This is a genomic window from Amycolatopsis australiensis, assembly GCF_900119165.1.
GTDB classification, from domain to species: Bacteria; Actinomycetota; Actinomycetes; order Mycobacteriales; family Pseudonocardiaceae; genus Amycolatopsis; species Amycolatopsis australiensis.
Window position 1 is genome coordinate 1,861,999 of the sequence record NZ_FPJG01000006.1, and the last position, 17,996, is coordinate 1,879,994.

The 17,996-nt window shown below is 71.3% G+C and carries 19 protein-coding genes and 1 pseudogene; 8 read left to right on the plus strand and 12 right to left on the minus strand.

The features are described 5' to 3' along the window. Window positions 1-11 precede the first annotated feature (11 nt). Window positions 12-596 carry a TetR/AcrR family transcriptional regulator gene (locus BT341_RS10210; RefSeq protein WP_072476049.1) on the minus strand — a complete coding sequence of 195 codons (585 nt, stop codon included), beginning with the start codon at window positions 594-596 and terminating at the stop codon, window positions 12-14. Between the two features lie 95 nt (window positions 597-691). Here BT341_RS10210 and BT341_RS10215 point away from each other — a divergent pair. Continuing rightward, a pseudogene (locus tag BT341_RS10215) lies at window positions 692-1,303 on the plus strand (HAD family hydrolase); the annotation flags it as partial. Between the two features lie 2 nt (window positions 1,304-1,305). On the opposite strand, the gene BT341_RS10220 reads toward BT341_RS10215, so the two are convergent. Next, on the minus strand, window positions 1,306-1,542 hold the full coding sequence (locus tag BT341_RS10220) for a hypothetical protein (protein ID WP_072476050.1): 237 nt from the start codon (window positions 1,540-1,542) through the stop codon (window positions 1,306-1,308). A gap of 131 nt (window positions 1,543-1,673) precedes the next feature. Between BT341_RS10220 and BT341_RS10225 the strand changes: the two genes are divergently transcribed. Continuing rightward, a complete protein-coding gene (locus BT341_RS10225; protein WP_007033367.1) occupies window positions 1,674-2,060 on the plus strand; it encodes a cold-shock protein in 387 nt (128 codons plus the stop codon). Window positions 2,061-2,066: 6 nt separating this feature from the next. On the opposite strand, the gene BT341_RS10230 is transcribed toward BT341_RS10225, so the two are convergent. Genes BT341_RS10230 through BT341_RS10240 form a run of 3 tightly spaced genes read right to left on the minus strand, consistent with a single transcriptional unit; the run spans window position 2,067 to window position 5,240 of the window. Then, window positions 2,067-2,543 (minus strand): DUF2771 family protein, encoded by a 477-nt coding sequence (locus tag BT341_RS10230; RefSeq protein ID WP_143168517.1) that lies wholly within the window; start codon window positions 2,541-2,543, stop codon window positions 2,067-2,069. 11 nt (window positions 2,544-2,554) lie between these two features. Continuing rightward, window positions 2,555-4,423 (minus strand): MFS transporter, encoded by a 1,869-nt coding sequence (locus BT341_RS10235; RefSeq protein WP_072476052.1) that lies wholly within the window; start codon window positions 4,421-4,423, stop codon window positions 2,555-2,557. A 49-nt stretch (window positions 4,424-4,472) separates the two neighbouring features. Further along, window positions 4,473-5,240 (minus strand): glutaminyl-peptide cyclotransferase, encoded by a 768-nt coding sequence (locus tag BT341_RS10240; protein WP_072476053.1) that lies wholly within the window; start codon window positions 5,238-5,240, stop codon window positions 4,473-4,475. A gap of 51 nt (window positions 5,241-5,291) precedes the next feature. On the opposite strand from BT341_RS10240, the gene BT341_RS47255 reads away from it, so the two are divergent. Both BT341_RS47255 and BT341_RS10250 read left to right on the plus strand, forming a co-directional pair. Next, window positions 5,292-7,115, plus strand: coding sequence for a DUF3027 domain-containing protein (locus BT341_RS47255; protein ID WP_072481881.1), 1,824 nt, complete (start codon window positions 5,292-5,294; stop codon window positions 7,113-7,115). Then, entirely contained in the window at window positions 7,105-9,915 is a 2,811-nt protein-coding gene (locus BT341_RS10250; protein ID WP_072481882.1) for a sacsin N-terminal ATP-binding-like domain-containing protein, read from the plus strand. Before BT341_RS47255 ends, BT341_RS10250 begins: the two co-directional genes overlap by 11 nt. On the opposite strand, the gene BT341_RS10255 is transcribed toward BT341_RS10250, so the two are convergent. Further along, window positions 9,912-10,139 carry a DUF2530 domain-containing protein gene (locus BT341_RS10255; RefSeq protein ID WP_072476054.1) on the minus strand — a complete coding sequence of 76 codons (228 nt, stop codon included), beginning with the start codon at window positions 10,137-10,139 and terminating at the stop codon, window positions 9,912-9,914. The genes BT341_RS10250 and BT341_RS10255 overlap by 4 nt on opposite strands. Before the next feature lie 82 nt (window positions 10,140-10,221). On the opposite strand from BT341_RS10255, the gene BT341_RS10260 reads away from it, so the two are divergent. Then, on the plus strand, window positions 10,222-11,691 hold the full coding sequence (locus BT341_RS10260) for an NCS2 family permease (RefSeq protein ID WP_072476055.1): 1,470 nt from the start codon (window positions 10,222-10,224) through the stop codon (window positions 11,689-11,691). Here the strand turns inward: BT341_RS10260 and BT341_RS10265 are convergent, their stop codons facing one another. Next, window positions 11,692-12,276: a hypothetical protein gene (locus BT341_RS10265; protein ID WP_072476056.1), complete on the minus strand. Its 585-nt coding sequence runs from the start codon at window positions 12,274-12,276 to the stop codon at window positions 11,692-11,694. Between the two features lie 104 nt (window positions 12,277-12,380). Between BT341_RS10265 and BT341_RS10270 the strand changes: the two genes are divergently transcribed. Both BT341_RS10270 and BT341_RS10275 read left to right on the plus strand, forming a co-directional pair. Beyond that, on the plus strand, window positions 12,381-12,812 hold the full coding sequence (locus BT341_RS10270; protein WP_072476057.1) for a MarR family winged helix-turn-helix transcriptional regulator: 432 nt from the start codon (window positions 12,381-12,383) through the stop codon (window positions 12,810-12,812). 116 nt (window positions 12,813-12,928) lie between these two features. After that, the gene (locus BT341_RS10275; RefSeq protein ID WP_072476058.1) at window positions 12,929-14,185 is read left to right on the plus strand and encodes an MFS transporter; all 1,257 of its coding nucleotides are present in this window, start codon (window positions 12,929-12,931) and stop codon (window positions 14,183-14,185) included. Window positions 14,186-14,415: 230 nt separating this feature from the next. Here the strand turns inward: BT341_RS10275 and BT341_RS10280 are convergent, their stop codons facing one another. Beyond that, window positions 14,416-14,703, minus strand: coding sequence for a hypothetical protein (locus tag BT341_RS10280; RefSeq protein WP_072476059.1), 288 nt, complete (start codon window positions 14,701-14,703; stop codon window positions 14,416-14,418). A gap of 129 nt (window positions 14,704-14,832) precedes the next feature. Here BT341_RS10280 and BT341_RS10285 point away from each other — a divergent pair, with 129 nt between their 5' ends. Next, on the plus strand, window positions 14,833-15,024 hold the full coding sequence (locus BT341_RS10285) for a hypothetical protein (RefSeq protein WP_072476060.1): 192 nt from the start codon (window positions 14,833-14,835) through the stop codon (window positions 15,022-15,024). A gap of 141 nt (window positions 15,025-15,165) precedes the next feature. Here BT341_RS10285 and BT341_RS10290 read toward each other — a convergent pair whose 3' ends face one another. From BT341_RS10290 to BT341_RS10305, 4 genes are all read right to left on the minus strand, one after another. After that, entirely contained in the window at window positions 15,166-15,396 is a 231-nt protein-coding gene (locus tag BT341_RS10290; RefSeq protein WP_072476061.1) for a hypothetical protein, read from the minus strand. Between the two features lie 154 nt (window positions 15,397-15,550). Continuing rightward, a complete protein-coding gene (locus BT341_RS10295) occupies window positions 15,551-16,360 on the minus strand; it encodes an arylamine N-acetyltransferase family protein (RefSeq protein ID WP_072476062.1) in 810 nt (269 codons plus the stop codon). A 106-nt stretch (window positions 16,361-16,466) separates the two neighbouring features. Continuing rightward, on the minus strand, window positions 16,467-17,090 hold the full coding sequence (locus BT341_RS10300; RefSeq protein ID WP_072476063.1) for a superoxide dismutase: 624 nt from the start codon (window positions 17,088-17,090) through the stop codon (window positions 16,467-16,469). 193 nt (window positions 17,091-17,283) lie between these two features. Then, entirely contained in the window at window positions 17,284-17,949 is a 666-nt protein-coding gene (locus BT341_RS10305; protein WP_072476064.1) for a biliverdin-producing heme oxygenase, read from the minus strand. Window positions 17,950-17,996 lie beyond the last annotated feature (47 nt).

Here is a 17,996-nt window from a genome sequence, read left to right on the forward strand (position 1 = left end):
CGGTAGACGATTCAGTGGGCGAATTGGCGGATGGCGGGGGCGAGGACCGCGGTGACGGCGTCGGCCGCCTCCGCTGCCGAGTGCGTCGGAAGCACCAGGTGGGACAGGGAAAGCCGCACCGCGGTCTCGGCGAGCAGGGCGGCGGCTTCGGCGGACAGCCCGGGCTCGAGTTCCCGGTACTGCTCCGCGGCGAGGCCGGCGGCCGCGGTCAGGATCGGCTCGCCCTTGGTCGTCAGCAGGGGCAGCAGGTCCTCGGCCGCTTCGGTGCCGAGCGCCGCCGCGACCAGGCGGTTCTCCCGCGCGTGCTCGATCGTGTAGACGACGGCGTGGTGGATGCCCGCGAGGAGCCCGTCCGCCGTTTCGAACCGCTGCCGGATCCCGTCGAGGAACTCCGACGCGGTGCGCAGCGCCACCGCCTGGGTCAGCGCCGCCTTGTTGCCGAACTCGTTGTAGACGGTCTGCCTGCTCACGCCGGCCTTCGCGGCGACGTCGGCCATCCGCAGGCCCGCGTAGCCGGCTTCCGCCAGCAGGTCCGCGGCGGCGTCCAGGAGGGCCTCCCGGAGCGACGCCTTGGTCCGGTCAGTGAAGCTGGTCACACCACCACCTTGACACAGATCACTCCGCTGTCAAGACGCTGTACATGATCAGGCGATGTGTAAATTCGTCGGTGGTGGTCGCTACCGTGGTGAGCGTGGGCATCACCGTGGGGTTCGACCTCGACATGACACTGATCGACGCGCGGCCGGGCATGGCCGCGGCGATGAACGCGCTCGGCGCCGAGTCCGGCCTGCCGCTGGACGGCGACGCGTTCGCGGCCAACCTCGGCCCGCCGCTCGACGACATCCTGCGTGGCTTCGAGGCGCCCGAGGAGCGCATCCCCGGGCTCGTCGACCGGTTCCGCGCGCTCTACCCGGACATGGTCGTGCCGAGCACGGTCGCGCTGCCGGGCGCGGTCGAGGCGCTGCGCGCGGTGCGGGCCGCGGGCGGGCGCACGCTGGTCGTCACCGGGAAGTACGGGCCCAACGCGCAGCTGCACGTCGACGCGCTCGGCCTGGAGGTCGACGAAGTCGTCGGCGAGCTGTGGTCGACCCGGAAGGCCGAGGCGCTCCTGGCGCACGACGCGCGTGCGTATGTCGGAGATCACGCGGGTGACATCCGGGGCGCGCTGGCCGCCGGTGCGATCGCGGTCGGCGTCACGACCGGGCCGTGTGACCGCACCCTCCTGTTGAGTGAAGGAGCGGAGGTGGTGTTCGACTCGCTGACGGAGTTCCCGGCCTGGTTCGAGAAGACGTTCGCGGCCGTGCCTTAGTTCTTGGCGCGAGCCTCGCGGACCAGCGCGATCAGGCCGAGCAGCAGACCCAGCGGAGTGATGATCCCGGCGGCGGCCGACAGCCACACGGGCAGGTTCTCCAAGCCGGCGGCGAACATGATGAACACCGCCAGCACAGCGAGCATGCCGAGGCCGAACAAGCCGATGCCGACACGCATCAGGAACGGTTTGCCGGGGGCGGACACAGCGGCCTCCTTCTTGGCGGTCTCCATGACGCAAGAGGGTATCCGCAGGTATCGACTTCTCCCCAGGGCCTGTGGCGAGATACCCTTTACCCAGCGCGCCCTGGGTACGCCCCGGGCGCGTTCGTCGTGAGCGGACAGCAGAAGGATTGGTGAGGGAAGTGCCGACCGGCAAGGTCAAGTGGTACGACGCGGAGAAGGGGTTCGGCTTCGTCACCCAGGACGGTGGCGCCGACGTCTACATCCGCAAGGCCGCGCTGCCGCAGGGCGTCGAGGGGCTCAAGGCCGGGCAGCGGCTCGAGTTCGGCGTCGCCGACGGCCGTCGCGGGCCGCAGGCCCTCTCCGTCCGCCTGCTCGACCCGCCGCCGTCCGTCGCCGAGGCGCGCCGCCGTCCCGCCGAGGAGCTGCACGGCCTGATCGAGGACATGATCAAGCTGCTGGAGCTGAAGGTGCAGCCGGACCTTCGGCGCAACCGCTACCCCGACCGCAAGCACACCAAGCAGATCGCCGAGATCATGCGCGCGGTCGCCCGGGACCTCGATCCCTAAAGAGGACTAGCCCTCCAGCTGGAGGCCCCAGACGTCGCTGGGCAGCAGGCCCGACTCGCCGGTGCCCGTGTTGAGCACGGCGGTGAACTTCTGCACGTCCACCGCCGAGATGCGGTCGGCCGGGGTGGGCGGGGTGACCGTGTAGGCGTAGCGGTCCAGCGACGTGAACGGGATCGGTTCGCTCTGCTTGAACTCGCCCTGCGGGGTGACGTACTCGAAGACGATCTGCCACGGCGCGTCCGCGACCTCGCCGGGCACGGAGATCTGCACGGGTTTGCCCGCGCGCACCTTCAGCGTCTCCGGCGCGCCCACGGCCTGGCACGGCTTCTCGAGCTTCTGCGAGTAGTCGCACTTGAGCACGGGCGTCGAGCTGATCGTGTGGCCGTCGGCGTAGAACGTGACCTCGGCCGGGCCGGGGGCCGAGCAGCCGGCCACCGCGAACCCACCGGCCGCAAGCAGGGCCACCACCCGGGAACGTCGCATGGGCTCAGACCCTACCGGCGGGCCCTCGGGTCGCCGGGCACGCCCTGGGCCGGGAAGCTGCCGGTCGGCTCGGGGCGCAGCGGCCGGTCGCCGCCGAGGCCCGGCACGAGCGAGCCGCCGCGGCGCACGAGGTAGGTCTGCGCCAGGCCGATCGCCAGCACGACCGTGATCACCAGGAAGCCGATCCAGTACGTCGGCGGCAGCAGCAGGCCGACCGCGCCGCCGAGGCACCAGGCCAGCTGCAGCACGGTTTCCGACCGGCCGAACGCCGACGCGCGCGACTCCTCGGGCAGGTCCTCCTGGATGACGGCGTCGAGGCTGATCTTCGCCAGCGCGCTGGCCGTCGCGCCGATCAGGCCGACGATCGCGGCCGTGGCCAGGCCGGGCAGCAGCGTCGCGACCAGCGCGGCCAGCACGCAACCCGCGACGCACCCGACGATCACCTGGTCCGGGCTGCCGAAGTGCAGGCGCGAGCCCAGCGCGTTGCCGAGGAACCCGCCCGCGCCCGCCGCGGCGCCGATGATCCCGAGCAGCAGCAGCTGCATGAACGGGCTGTGTCCGCTGTTCTCGGTCTGCGCCTTCACCGCGAACGCGGCGAACATCATGAGGAAGCCGGTGAGCACGCGCACCGAGCCGTTGCCCCACAGCGCGACGACGATGTGCCGGCCCATCGGCTGACGGCGCTTCTTCTCCTTCGGGTGCGCCGAAAGCGACGTCGGGACCTCGCCCTCGGTCGCCTCCACCCACGACGGGATCCGCATCGACTGCACCGCGGCGGCGACGCAGATCAGCGCCGTGAACCACAGCGCGCCCGCCGATCCGGTGATCGCGTTGACGCCGCTGGCGAGCGCGCCGAACACGCCCGCGGCGACCAGGCCGAACGTGGTGAGCCGGGCGTTCGTCTTGGACAGCGTGATCTCCGACGGGAGCACCCGCGGGGTCACGGCGGCCTTGAGCACGGTGAACGACTTGGACAGGACCATCATCCCGAGCGCGGCCGGGTAGAGCAGCCAGTCGTCGAAGTGCAGCGCCATCACGACGGCCATCAGGCCCTGGCCGATCGACGACGCGCACATCGCCAGCCGCCTGCCGCGCTGCACCTTGTCGAGCGCGGGCCCGATCACCGGCGCGACCAGCGCGAACGGCGCGATCGTGATGAGCAGGTAGAGCGCGACCTTGCCCTTGCTCTCGCCGCTGGTCGCGGCGAAGAACAGCGTGTTGGCCAGCGCGATCGCCATCGCCGCGTCGCTGGCGTAGTTCAGCATCACGGCGTAGGTCAGCGAGGTGAGCCCGGACTTCTCGGCGCCGTCGGCCTTCGTCGCACGCTGGAAGGCATCGACGGCCTGGCCGGTCAGCTGACGACTGCGCATCGCCGCCACACGCGTGACGGTGATCTTCTTCGGCAGCTTCGGCGTGCTGCCCGGCGTCCGCGGCTCCTCCCGCGGCGGCGCGGGTTCCGGCTCGGGCGGACGCGGTTCGCCCGCGTAGCCGCCGGTGTCGTAGTGCTCGTACTCGCCGCTGCCGGGACGGCGGTCGCCCTGGTAGAAGCCGGGCGGCTCGCGGCGCAGGGGCTCGGTGCGGTTCGGGTCGGGCGGCGGATACGGCCGCGCGCCCCGCGGGGGCGGTGGCCGGTGCCCCATCGGCGCGGCGGCGGTCGGGGCCTCGTTCGCGTCGTAGTACGCGCCGCGCGGCGGCGCGGGCCGCTCCACGCGAGTGGGCGGCGGCGCGCTCCGGTGCTCGGCGCGGGCGGGCGGCGGGGCGACCGCTTCCCGCCACGGCTTGGCGTGCGCGGCGCCCGGCTCCGGCGTCCAGCGTCGCTTCGACTTCCGGCCGCGCTGCTGCGAGCCGGAGCCGTCGGAGCGGGAGCCGAAGAGTGCCACGTCTCAATCCTGCCTTACCGGGGGCCGGTTCCGCCTGCTCATCCGTGCTTCAGGCGTGCTTCGGGACGAACCTCACCCGGAACGTGACCGGCCACTGCTTCCCCGTGAGCAGGAAGTCGCCGCTGCCGGGCACGGCCGCGATGCCGTTGAGCACCTCCTCGCTGCTGGTCGTGTTCACCTGCGCACGCAGCGGACCTGCGTCGATCGTGCCGGTGACGCGCCCGGTGGCGGCGTCGATCCGCAGGATCGTGTCGCTGTGCCAAACGTTTGCGTAGACGTCGCCGCCGACGCACTCGAGTTCGTTGAGCTGGTCGCGGCCGACGTCCACGCTGCCGGTGACGGCGAAGGTCCGCGGGTCGCGGAAGGTCAGCCACGACGAGCCGTTGCTCATCACGAGCCGTCCGCCGTCCTGGTGGCAGAGGCCCCAGCCTTCGCCCTGGTAAGGCACGCGGCGCAGCTCGGCGAGGGTCTTGGCGTCGCGTTCGATGGCGAAGCCGTCCTGCCAGGTGAGCTGCCACAGCGTCGGGCCAAGCACGGTGACGCCCTCGCCGAAGAGCGGCGCGGGGAGCGCGACCTTCGTGGTGGGCGGCCCGCCGGCCGGGCCGGCGGTGAGCGTCGACTGCCCGGCGAGACCGGTGCTCTCGTAGAGCGTGTCGCCGGCGAACTCGAGACCTTCGGTGAAGGCGGCGGGGTCGTGCGGCAGGGTCGAGACGACCTGGACGGTGAGCTGTTCGGGGCCGGTCTCCTGGGCGGGCGCGCCGGCGCAGCCCCCGAGGGCGGCGGCCAGCAGCAGCGTGGTGAGGATCGGCGTGCGCACGAGGAACAGCCTGGCACGGGCGCCGCGGATGCGTGCGGCACAATTGGCCGCATGACGCTGCTGCTGACCCTCGACGACGGTTCCGTGCAGCGCAAGCTCGCCGATGCGGTGGAGTTCGCGCGCGCGGCGGTGCTCGAAGACGCCCCGGAGGAGCAGATCGGTGCTCACGTGGGTGTCACCCGCGAGGACGCGGTCACGGCGAGTCACCTGTTCGAGGCGCAGGTACCGGGTTACGGCGGCTGGCGCTGGTCGGTGACGGTGGCACTGGCGGGCGACGACGAGCCGGTGACGGTCAGTGAAGTCGTGCTGGTGCCGGGCCCGTCGGCGCTGGTGGCCCCGGCATGGGTGCCGTGGGAGCGCCGGGTGCGCGCGGGCGACCTGGGCGTCGGCGACATCTTCCCGACGGACGAGAACGACCCCCGCCTGGTCCCGGCGTACCTCCAGTCGGACGACCCGGCGGTGGAGGAGGTGGCGCGCGAAGCGGGCCTGGGCCGGGTCCACGTGCTGTCCCGGTTGGGCCGCACGGAGGCGGCGGCACGTTGGCACGGCGGCGAGTTCGGCCCCCGGTCGGACATGGCCCGCAGCGCCCCGGACGTGTGCGGGACGTGCGGGTTCTTCGTGCCGCTGGCGGGTTCGCTGCGCGGGATGTTCGGAGTGTGCGGCAACGAGATAGCCCCGGCGGACGGCCACGTGGTGGACGTGGAGTACGGCTGCGGCGCGCACTCGGAGGTGGAGGTCGAGCTGACGTCCTCGGTGCCGGTGGCGGAGCTCGTGTACGACGATTCGCTGCTGGATTTCGCGCCGACGCCGGAGCTGGAGCAGCCGGGGGTAGCGGAGGCGGCGAAGGCGGAGCGGGAGGCGGTGGAGACGGCCGCGGCGGAGCCGGAGGCGGTGGAGACGCCTGCGGCGGAGCCGGTGGAGACGGCGGCAGCGGAGACGCCTGCGGCGGAGCCGGTGGAGACGGCGGCAGCGGAGAGGCCTGCAGCGGAGCCGGTGGAGCCAGGGGCGGTGGAGACGCCCGCGGCGGAGCCGGAGACGGGGATCGCGGAGTCGGACGTTTCGTCGGCGGAGGTGGAGCCGGAAGTAGCGGAGGTTGCCGCGGAGTCGGTGGCCGAGCCGGTGGTGGCCGAGGTGCCGGAGCCCGCCGAGGCGGAGCCGACCCAGGCCGAGGTAACGGATGCAGCGGCCGAGCCGCAGGCGGAGCCTGCGGCGACTGAGCCGACCCCGGCCGAGATGACTGATGCAGCGGCCGAGCCGCAGGCGGACCCTGCGACGGCCGAGCCGGCCCAGGCCAATGCGGCTGCGGAGCCGCGAGCCGACGAGGTCGCGGCCGAGGTGCCGGAGCCCGCCGAGGCGGAGCCAACTCAGGTCGAGGTGACCGATGCAGTCGCCGAGCCGCAGGCGGAGCCTGCGGCCGATGCTGAGCTAGCCGGTGTTGAGCCGCATGAGGCTGCCGAGCAGCAGGCCGCGGAGGCTGTGACTGAGGTGCCGGAGCCCGCCGAGGCGGAGTCGACTCCGGCCGAGGTCACCGATGCAGCCGCGGAGCCTGCGGTGGCTGAGTCGGAAGCAGCGCCGCTGAAGGCGACCGGGGCTGAAGTGTCTGATGTGGCCGCCGAGCCGCAGGCGGAGCCTGCGGCCGATGCTGAGCTAGCCGGTGTTGAGCCGCATGAGGCTGCCGAGCAGCAGGCCGCGGAGGCTGTGACTGAGGTGCCGGAGCCCGTCGAGGTGGAGCCCACCCAGGCTGAGGCTCCCGGCGACGAGCTGCCCCAGGCCGCTCTCACCGGCACCGTCGTCACCCAGGCCGGCCACCCCGACGAAGCCCAAGCCGAGGTCGACACCCCCGACGAAGCCGCCCGTGAGCAGCGTGGGCTCTGAACCCTCCGGGGCCGACCCCTTCGGTACCGCGCTGCTTCGCGACTCCACCCTGCGCTCCTGGCGGGACTCGCCCACCCGGCTGCTCGAGGACACCAACGTCGAGCGCGACCTGCGTGTCGGCGCCTACCGGGATCGGCTCTTCGTCGAACTCGCGCAGAACGCCGCCGATGCCGCCATGGCCGCCGGGACACCCGGGTGTGTCCGGGTGTCCCTTGTGGACCGTGAACTCCGCTTTGCCAACACCGGCGCGCCGCTCGACGCGCGTGGTGTTGCCTCGCTCGCGTCGCTTCGGGCTTCCGGGAAGACCGGCGACACCGTCGGGCGCTTCGGTGTCGGCTTCGCCGCCGTCCGCACCGTTTCCGACGCTCCCAGTGTCGTCTCCACCACCGGCGGTGTCGCCTTCTCCGCCGAACGCACCCGCGCCGCCGCCGGGATTCAGGGCGATGTGCCCGTCCTTCGGCTGCCGTGGCCCGTCGACGCCGACGTTCCTCCCGGCTTCGACACCGAGGTCCGCCTGCCGCTTCGGGACGACGTCGATGGGCGCGCGCTCGTCGATCAGCTCGCCGGCGATATCGGGGACCTGCTGCTCGCCCTTCCGTGGCTCGCCGAGGCCGACATCGAAGGTCGCGTTTGGACACGGCGAGCCGAAGGTGACGTCGTCGAAATCCGGGGCCCCGAAGGGGAAAGCCGCTGGCTGGCTCACCGTGGCGACGTCGTGTGGGCCGTGCCGGTCGACGCCGACGGCGTGCCCGAGCCGCTCCAGGAAGACGTCCTGCACGCGCCGACTCCCACCGACGACGGGCTGTCGCTGCCCGCTCGGCTGCTCGCGCCCGTGCCCGTCGAACCGTCGCGACGCCGGGCGCTGCCGGGCCCCGAGTTGACGCAGGCGCTGGAGAACGCGGCCAACGAGTACGTCAAGCTCGTTCGGTTGCTGCCGCCCGAACACAGGTTCGCGCTCGTGCCGGCGCCAGGTTTTCCGAAGTCCACTGTAGACGCCAAGTTGCGTGACGAAGTCCTGGCCGACCTCGCCACCGAACCATGGTTGTCCACTCAGGACGGTCGTGAAGTCGCCGGGCGGCAGGCGAAAGTCCTCGACGTGGACGTTCCAGGGCTATCCGCGTTGATCGCCGACGTCGTTCCGGGACTGCTCGAGGGATCCGCCTCCGCGAGTGTGCTGAAAGCCGTTTCAGTGCAGGTCGTCAGCATCGAAGAAGTCCTGGAAACGCTTACCGGCGTGGCTCGCGAACCGAGCTGGTGGCGCGACGTCTACGCGGCCTTGTCGATCGGCGTCGAGTCCCACACGCTCGCCGGCGAACGGCTCGACGGCCTGCCCGTCCCGCTCTCGGACGGCCGGACGCTCCCCGGTGCTCGTGGCTGCCTGCTCGTCGAAGGCTCGGCGGAGCTGCTCGACCTGCTGTCCGATGTAGATATTCCAGGGCTGCGGCTCGTGCACCCCGCCGCATCGCACCCGTTGCTGGAACGCTTGGGCGCCAAGCACGCTGACGCCCGCGAGCTGCTCAACGCCGACCAGTTGCGTGACGCCGTCGAGCGCAGCGTCGAAGACGTACGATCCGGTTTGGACGGTACGACCCTCGCCGGCGCGGTCCTCCGGCTGATCGCCGACTGCGGGGACGACGCGCCGCGCTGGGCCGGCGCCCTCGCCCTGCCCGCCACCGACACGTGGCGACGCGCCGACGAGCTGGTGCTTCCGGCGTCGCCGCTGCTGGACATCTTCGACGAAGAGGTCTTCGACGAGGACGGCGCGCTCGACGTCCTCGACGAGGACTTCGCCGGGGACTGGCCGGCCGAAACCCTGGTGGCCGCCGGCGTCCTCGACTCCTTCGCGCTGGTCGTCGACGACGAACCGCACGAGCCGGACCACGACCTGCCCGATGAGGAAGCCTGGTGGGACTCGCTGCCGGAACCACCGTCGACGCTCGTGGCCGTCCGTGACCTGGACCTCGTCGCCGACGACGCGTGGCCCGCCGCGCTGCGGCTGCTCGCCGCCCGGCCGGAGACCTGGCACGCCCTGCGCACGCCCCGAGGCCATGCGCGCTGGTGGATCGCGCAGTACGCGCTGCTCGGCGGCCTCGCGCCGAACGAGTGGCGGCTGCCCGGAGCCGACCTGGCCGGGCTCTACGACGAGGTCCCCGAACTCGGCCTGAACGAAGAACTCCTCGAAGTCGCGGGCGTGCGGACCGACCTCACGCTGTCCAGCGTGGACGAAGCCGACGACGTGCTCAAGCGGCTCGCCGACCCCCGGCGCACCGTCTCACCGGGACTGACCACGCGCGCCTACGACGCTGTCGTCGCGTCCGGGTTCGAACCCGAGCCGCCGGACGCCGTCCGCGCCGCCGACGGGTCCGTCGTGGACGACGCGCTGGTGCTCGACGTGCCGTGGGTGGCCGGGGCGCTCGAACCGGACCGGTACGTGGTCGCTCCCGAGGACCCCGAGCGGCTCGCGGACCTGCTCGACCTGCCGCTCGCGAGCACCACGCCCGCCGAGGTGACCAGCGAAGGCGAGTACGCGCCGTGGGACGGCCTGCCCGCGCTGAAGCTCGTCGCGGACCAGCTCGGCATCCGGCTCCCGGAGGGCGGCGTGCTGGTCCATGATCCACTGACCGTGCGCGTCGAAGGCGCCGTGCACGACGTCCCGTGGTGGTCCGACGACCGGCTGCATGCGGCCGACACCTCGGCAGGCCTCGCCCGCGCGTTCGCCTGGGCCGCCGGACGCTGGCCCGACCGGTACCTCATCGCGGCGCTGCTCGACGACCCCTCGCCGCGGACGTTGCTGGCCTAAAGGCGCTGCGCGGACTTCGAGCCGCGGCGGGCGGCGGCACGTTGCCAGCCGATGATCGCCATGCCGATGAACCCGAGCACGAACCCGGACAGCGCCGTCTGCACCCACAGCCCCGAAGTCGTGAAGAAGAGCACCACCAGCGCGACAGCCCAGGCCGAGGTGCCTACGATCACCACCGGCGTCAGGTCGGTCAGCCTCTTGGGCAGCTCCGGCGTGTGCCGCAACGAGCCCGTAACCTCCGGTGGATTGATCGGTTCACTCACGAGGTGAAGGCTACTCCGCAGCAGCGACAGAATGGGCAGGCGAATGGCGGAGCAGGAGACGACCCGCACCGGGACGTCCACACTGGACCGGTTCTTCAAGATCACCGAACGGGGTTCGACCGTGCCGCGCGAACTGCGCGGCGGCCTGGTCACCTTCGTCACGATGGCCTACATCGTGGTGCTGAACCCGCTGATCATCGGCAGTTTCTCGGCCGGCGACGCGGGCGCGCACAAGGACCTCCTCGGCGGCATCCTGCCCGTACCGCAGGTCGCCGCGGTGACGGCGCTGGTCGCCGGGGTGATGACCATCCTCATGGGCCTGGTCGCGAACTACCCGTTCGCCATCGCCACGGGTTTGGGCATCAACAGCCTGGTCGCGGTCACCATCGCGCCGCAGATGACCTGGCCGGAGGCGATGGGCCTGGTCGTCATCGAGGGCGTGATCATCGTCCTGCTCGTGCTCACCGGGTTCCGCACCGCGGTGTTCCGGGCCGTGCCCGCCGCGCTGAAGTCGGCGATCGCGGTCGGCATCGGCGTGTTCATCTGCCTGATCGGCCTGGTCGACGCCGGGTTCGTGCGCCGGCTGCCGGACGCCGCGCACACGACCGTGCCGGTGGGCCTGGGCATCAACGGCTCGATCGCCTCCTGGCCGACCGCGGTGTTCGTCGTCGGCCTGCTGGTCACCGGCATCCTCGTCGTCCGCAAGGTCAAGGGCGCGATCCTGATCGGCGTGCTGTCCTCGACGGTGCTCGCGATCATCGTCGAAGCGATCGTCAAGGCCGGGCCGTCGCAGGGCACGAACCCGAAGGGCTGGAACCTCGGTTACCCGGCGCTGCCGGACCAGGTCGTCGGCCTGCCGAACCTCTCCCTGGTCGGCGACGTCTCGTTCGGCGCCTGGACGCGGCTGCCGATCATCACCGTCGTGCTGCTGGTGTTCACGCTGGTGCTCGCCGACTTCTTCGACGCGATGGGCACCATGACCGGGCTCGCGAAGGAAGCCGACCTGCTGCCGGCCGACGGCCAGCTGCCCAACGTCGGCAAGGCGCTGTTCGTCGAGGGTCTCGCGGGCGCGGCCGGCGGGTTCGGCTCGGCCAGCTCGAACACCGTGTTCGTCGAGTCCGCGTCCGGCATCGCCGAGGGCGCCCGGACCGGCCTGGCCAACATCGTGACCGGCCTGCTGTTCATCGCCGCGATGTTCCTGACCCCGCTGTACCAGGTCGTGCCGGTCGAGGCGGCCGCGCCGGCGCTGGTCGTCGTCGGCGCGATGCTGATGTCGCAGGTCCGCGACATCGACTTCACCGACTTCTCGATCGCGCTGCCGGCGTTCCTGACGATCGTCGTCATGCCGTTCACGTACTCGATCGCCAACGGCATCGGCGCCGGGTTCGTCAGCTACGTCGTGATCCGCGCGGCCACGGGCAAGGCCCGCCAAGTGCACCCGCTCATGTGGGTGATCGCCGTGGCGTTCGTGGCCTACTTCGCGGTCGGTCCGCTCCAGGCGGCGTTCCGGTGATCAGCCGGCGTCGGGCACCTTGAGCGCCTCGGTCAGGACGGGCAGGTTGGCCGCGAAGCCGGCCTGCGGAGCGTCGTAGCGGATGGTGATCAGGACCTCGCCGACGCCCAGGCCGACCTCCCGCACCTGCCGCGTTTCGCCCTGCCGCTGGTAGGTGTAGTCCCACTCGGCCGTGTCGTACGAGTCGACCGGGTCGTGCTCGGCGAAGGAGGTCAGCCGGTAGCCCGGGTCGTGGTTCGCCTTCGCCAGCGCCTTCAGGCCGCTCAGCGGGTCCTCCTGCTCGAGCGGCACGCGGTCGGTCTCCAGGGCGAAACGCCCGGTCGGGTCGGTGTAGGTCGCGTGGTCGCCGACGTGGTCCGACGCCCACGGCGGCACCGGGATCGACACGGTCGAGCCGCGACCGCCCGCCGACTCCGGGAACCGGTAGACCTCCAGGTGTCCCGGCTGGATACCCGGCGCGGGCGCGGCCGTCGTCGACGGTGGCGGGGCGGCGGCGGGCGCGTCGCCGCCTCCCACGATCAGCGCCGCCACGACCGCCAGGACCGCCGCGCCGACCACAGCCGAGCCCACCAGCTTCTTGTTCATCCGACCCCCAGGGTTTCGCTGGTGAAGACGCGCGGGCGTATTCCGGGTTGCCGGTTGACAGAGATCACCCGTTCGCCTGAAGTTTCGTAAGGTATGCTAACTATATGTCCGGCGACACGCACGAACGCTCCTTGGCGAGCCGTCTGCGTCTCGCGGTGGTCCGGCTCAACCGCCGGCTGCGGGCACAGCGCGTCGGGGACGACCTCTCGCTGACGCAGGTCGCCGCGCTGTCCACCCTGCACAAGTGCGGTGCGCTGACCCCCGGTCAGCTCGCCGCGAAGGAAGGCGTCCAGCCACCTTCGATGACGAGGGTGATCGCCGCGCTCGAGGAGATGGGGTTCGTCGAGCGGCGCCCGCACCCGACCGATGGCAGGCAGGCCATCGTCGAGCTGTCCGAGAGCGGGCTGGCCTACGTGAAGAAGGCCATCTCCGTCCGGGAGGCGTGGCTGGACCGGCAATTGGCGGAACTCGGCGACGAAGAGCGTGAAGTGCTCTCCAAAGCCGCCGAAATCATCGACAGGATGGCGGGGAACTAACCACGGTGACGGCCACGGGTAGCGAAACGAAGCGTTCGATCGAGACCACTGCTACCCGGGACACGGCGCCACCGCCGTCCGCCTCGCCACCGTCCCCGGCGTCCCAGCGCCGCAGCATGTTCGCGTCGCTGCGGGTGCGCAACTACCGGCTGTTCTTCACCGGCCAGGTGATCTCGAACATCGGCACCTGGATGCAGCGCATCGCCCAGGACTGGCTGGTGTTCACCCTCAGCGGCAACAACCCGATCGCGCTCGGCGTCGCGGTCGCGCTGCAGTTCGCGCCGACGCTGTTCCTTTCGCTGTGGGCGGGCGTGCTCGCCGACCGGGTCGACAAGCGGCGCCTGCTGACCTGGATCCAGGCGGCGGCCTGTGCGCAGGCGGTCGTGCTCGGCGTCCTCGACCTCAGCGGGATCGCCGCGCTGTGGCACGTCTACGTCCTGTGCTTCACCCTCGGCGTGACGGCCGCGCTGGAAGTCCCGACGCGGCAGTCGTTCGTCGCCGAGATGGTGGGCCGCGACCAGGTGGCGAACGCCGTCGCGCTGAACTCGTCGATCTTCAACATGGCCCGGATCGTCGGCCCGGCGATCGCGGGGTTCGCGATCACCTGGATCGGCACGGGCTGGCTGTTCATCGCGAACGCGCTGAGCACGGTCGCGGTGATCATCGGGCTGATCCTGATGAACCCGGACAAGCTGTTCCGCGTGGCAGCGGTGCCGCGCGAGAAGGGCCAGCTGGCGGAGGGCCTGCGCTACGTCCGGCGGCGCTCCGACCTGGTCACCGTGATGGTGCTGGTGCTGTTCGTGAGCACGTTCGGCATCACGTACTTCAGCTCACTGCCGATCGTCGCGGCGAACGTGTTCCACACGGCGGCCGACGGCTACGGGCTGCTGTCGACGCTGGTCGCGGTGGGCACGTTCACGGGCGCGGTGATGTCCGCCCGCCGCGGCACGAAGGGCAGGCCGCGGGTGCGGCTGATGCTCGTGTCGGCGTTCTTCCTGGGCGTGTTCGAGCTGGTCACGGCGTTCATGCCGACGTACCTGACGTTCGGCATCGGCCTGATCCCGCTCGGCTTCGCGACGATGACGTTCCTGAACACGGCCAACGCGCTGGTGCAGACGTCGGTGAGCCCGGAGATGCGGGGCCGGGTGATGGGCCTGTACGTGCTCGTCCTGATCGGCGGCAACCCGATCGGCGGCCCGATGGTGGGCTGGATGGCCGACGCGTTCGGCGGACGGTCTCCGTTCTACATCGGCGGCGCGGTTTCGGCGGTGGCCGCCGTGGTGTGCGCGGTGGTGCTCATCCGGCGGGGCGGGATTTCGTGGCCGGTGCAGCGGCGGTTCGGGCTGCGGGTGCTGAAGCGGGAGAGGGTTTAGCGGGCGCAGGCGCGCTGGGTTTGCTGACTGGCCCGGCGGGCTGTGGGCCGGCGGTCGCGCAGCCGCGGCAGCGCCTTCCGGGCGAGGGTGGGTTCGTGGCTGGCCGGTGGGCGAGGACCAGCGGCGGTAGCCCGGCGGGGCCGCTTGGCGGCTGGCCGGTGGGCGAGGCCCTGGCGGCCGACCGACCGCGGTAGCCAGGCTGGGCATACTCGTGGCCGGTGGGCGAGCGGCTAACGGCCGACCAACGGCGGTACCACCTTCCCGGCGAAGGCCCGGACTCCCGGGGTGGTGCTGTGGAAGTCGTAATAGGAGATGACGAGCGTCTGGGTGGAGCCGTCCACGAGCTGCACTTCGACGGCTCCGCCCCGCTCGTCCACGTCCGCCGGGCGGCCGGCGAGGCGGTCGGCGAAAGACCTCTTCGTGCTGTTGGCGTTGTGCCCCAGCCGTACCTCGAGACTGTCCGCCTTGGGCTTGCACGTGGCCGGCCAGTTCCGGCTCGACTTCGTCGAGCGGCACACCCAGGCCGCGGGACAGCTCGGTGCACAACTGACCCATGTTCAACGGGTAAGCCGCGTCGGCGACGCAGGTTCCCGTCACCGGGAGCAGTTCTCGCGGCCGTTCGTCCGGGCCCGGCAGCGGAGGTCCCGGTGGTGATCGCCGCGAGCATCGCCGCGCCCAGCGTCTGCGCCACCTGCCGGAAGTCGCGCTCGACGTGGACGCCCGGCTGCGGGCCCACCCTCAGCTGGAACACCGGGGCGGCCCACTTCGCGCTCGTCTCGGCGAGCCGGGCCGTCAGCACGGCATCAGCGCCCCCGGTGGTCGACATCGTGCCTTGGTGACCGGCCACCGTGACCTCCGCCGGCTCGACCCCCGTCGAGCGGCACGCGGTCGTACGTGCCTGCCGTGACCTCCAGGTCCGGCGTGACGTGGCACGACCCGAACCGCGCCTCCCGCAGGACCGGGCCGCCCAGCACCCGCGACTACGTGTCCTCCGGGACCGCCGTGCACAGGACATGCCCGCGCGTCGGCGGTGGGAGCGCCGCCGCCATTCCGCCGGTCGGCATCGGGACCGGCCGGATCGGCTCGCCACCCGCGGTCGGCCACCTCGATGGCAGTGACCTCGGCGTTTCCGCCGGCGAGTCGCGCGTCAGCAGCCAGGCCGCGGTGGTCAGCAGGCTCACCACGGCCAGGACCGACAGTGCGATCAGCACTCGAACGGGTGAGATGGGCTTCTCTCCGAGGAGACCCTTGCCCGCATAGCTGAGGTTAGGCTAACCTCATACATGTCCGCTTCGTGGTGGGAGCGGCAGTCAGTTCGGGAACGGACGGAGCCCCGGCCCTGGGAACCCCAGGCCGGGGCTCCGTTCACTGCACGGCAGTGTCCGGCTGGAGCGCGCCGGGCGTCAAGGGACTCTCGCCCGGTGGAGTGGGCAGGCGGTTCAGCGAAATCCCGAAGTAGACGCGGTACGCCGTGCGGATCGCGGCTTCCGTCGGCAGCACGACCTCGTTCCGGACGCCGTCGACCGTCTCGATCAGCTTGTCGCCCGACAACGTCACCCGGCCCTGGGAGGTCGGCCGCGAACACGTCAGCGAGCGGGTGAAGTGCGACTCGGGTGACGTCGACTGCCACCACGCCATCGGGACGAAGTCCGACAGCGGCCGCGGCCGGCGCTCCAGCCGGTACTGCGGCTTGCCGTCCAGCAGGACGTCGACGTCGCCGTGGGGTGCGTCCAGCAGCAGGAACTCGCCGTCCGGGTCGGGCTGGGCGTCCACTCCGGACAGCCGCAGCGGATACCGGGAGAACCGGCCGAACCCGACGTCGACCAGCCATGGCTCGTCCAGCGTGACGACGATCGCCGCGTGGTCCAGTGGCGGGCCGGGCGTCCCGTCCGCGTGGAAGACCTGCGCCGCGTGCAGCGACGCGCGGTAGCCCAGCTCGCGCAGCAACGCGGCGAACAGGCCGTTCAGCTCGTAGCAGAATCCGCCGCGCCGCCGGCGCACGATCTTGTCGAACAACGCGTCCTCGGCGAGCACGACGTGCTCGCCGAGGTGGATGCTCAGGTTCTCGAACGGGACCGTGGCCAGGTGGCGTTCCTGCAGGTGACGCAGGGTCGCGAGGTCCGCGGCCGCGGGCCGCGCCACGCCCAGCCGGTCCAGATACGCGTCGACGTCCATGCGTCCACTGAAACACCTCGACCGCGCTCGAGGTCAAGCGTTTTTCACCCGCCGACGAAAAACGGGGCCCTCCCGCGAAGGAGGACCCCGTTGATCCGGGCTGGGCTCAGCCGAGCAGCAGGCCGTTGCCGCCGGCGACGGCGTTGTCGAAGCGCTTGCTGATCTCGGCCCAGTTGAAGATGTTCCACAGGGCCTTGACGTAGTCCGGCTTCACGTTCTTGTAGTCCAGGTAGAACGCGTGCTCCCAGACGTCGACCAGCAGGATCGGCACGGTCGGCAGGATCAGGTTGTTGTGGTGGTCGCGCAGCTGCTGGGTGATCAGCGTCTTGCCGATCGGGTCCCAGGAGAGCGCGCCCCAGCCGTTGCCCTGGATCGTCGTCGAGACGGCGGTGAACTGCGCCTTGAACTTGTCGAAGGAGCCGAACGCCTCGTCGATCGCCGCGGCCAGCTCGCCGGTCGGCTTGTCGCCGCCTTCCGGCGACAGGATCTTCCACCACACGACGTGGTTGGCGTGGCCGGCCAGGTTGAAGGCCAGCGTGGTCTCCAGGCCGACGATCGAGCCGAAGTCGTTCGCTTCGCGGGCGGCTTCGAGCTTCTCGAGCGTGTCGTTCGCGCCCTTGACGTAGGTCGCGTGGTGCTTGCTGTGGTGCAGCTCGTTGATCTCGCCGGAGATGTGCGGCGCGAGGGCGCCGTAGTCGTAGTCGAGATCGGGCAGCTCGTAGCGGGCCATTGGCCCTCCTTCTGTCTTCGACACAAGTTTCCGGTAACGAACCTAGTAGCACACGCCCCTCCACGGCGAGCGGGGGCGGGTGGCCGTCACAGCGTGAGACGGCGGTTCGTCAGTGGCGTACCCCGCGGGTGCACCACCCGAAACCGAGCCTGCAACTTGGACTTAACTGGAGGTCAACGAGCTGTGACGGCGATCATGCGGGCCGCCGGAACTCGTCGAGCCGCGAAGCCAGCTCGTCGAAGACGGCGACGTTGCACTCGAACGCCACCAGCGTCTCGTCGATCACCCGGGCGCGCTCGCTCTCGTCCCACGGCGCGTTGTCCAGCTTCGTGCGGTACTCGTCGCGGAAGCGGGGGGCGCTGCCGATCCGGTCGAAGTGGTAGAACAGCGCGCCGGCCTCGGTCAGGCCGTACTCGCGCTCCAGCAGCCGCCGGATGGCCTGACCGCCCGCGATGTCGCCGAGGTACCGCGTGTAGTGGTGCGCGACGTACCCGCCGGCCCACGAAGACGCTTCGCGGATACGCGAGACGTACGCCTGCGTCGAGGCGAGGGGCGCGATCGTCGAACGCCAGCCCGGGCCGACCAGGTGGGCCAGGTCGCGCTCCAGGTTGGGCAGCCGCCGCAGCTCGTCGAAGACGAACTCGCCGCCGACCGGGTGGCCGGCCATCGCGTCGCTCGCCGCTTCGATCGCGCCGTAGACGAAGTAGTACTGGATCGCCAGCTGCGTGTAGCCCTCCCGCGTCAGCTCGCCGCCGAGCAGGGCCCGCATGTACGTCGAGTAGTTCGCCTTTTCGTGTACTTCGAGCGTCGACGCGCGCAGGGTCGCCGAGAACGGGCGAGCGTCCGTGGTCACCGACATGGGCAGGCCTCCCGGCGATCGATCTGACACGCTGTCAGAAAGATCGT

Coding starts and splice junctions, on each gene's coding strand:
- BT341_RS10220 (WP_072476050.1), bottom strand. CDS start 1,542: ATGGAGACCGCCAAGAAGGAGGCCGCTGTGTCCGCCCCCGGCAAACCG.
- BT341_RS10230 (WP_143168517.1), bottom strand. CDS start 2,543: ATGCGACGTTCCCGGGTGGTGGCCCTGCTTGCGGCCGGTGGGTTCGCG.
- BT341_RS47255 (WP_072481881.1), top strand. CDS start 5,292: ATGACGCTGCTGCTGACCCTCGACGACGGTTCCGTGCAGCGCAAGCTC.
- BT341_RS10260 (WP_072476055.1), top strand. CDS start 10,222: ATGGCGGAGCAGGAGACGACCCGCACCGGGACGTCCACACTGGACCGG.
- BT341_RS10265 (WP_072476056.1), bottom strand. CDS start 12,276: ATGAACAAGAAGCTGGTGGGCTCGGCTGTGGTCGGCGCGGCGGTCCTG.
- BT341_RS10270 (WP_072476057.1), top strand. CDS start 12,381: ATGTCCGGCGACACGCACGAACGCTCCTTGGCGAGCCGTCTGCGTCTC.
- BT341_RS10275 (WP_072476058.1), top strand. CDS start 12,929: ATGTTCGCGTCGCTGCGGGTGCGCAACTACCGGCTGTTCTTCACCGGC.
- BT341_RS10295 (WP_072476062.1), bottom strand. CDS start 16,360: ATGGACGTCGACGCGTATCTGGACCGGCTGGGCGTGGCGCGGCCCGCG.
- BT341_RS10300 (WP_072476063.1), bottom strand. CDS start 17,090: ATGGCCCGCTACGAGCTGCCCGATCTCGACTACGACTACGGCGCCCTC.
- BT341_RS10305 (WP_072476064.1), bottom strand. CDS start 17,949: ATGTCGGTGACCACGGACGCTCGCCCGTTCTCGGCGACCCTGCGCGCG.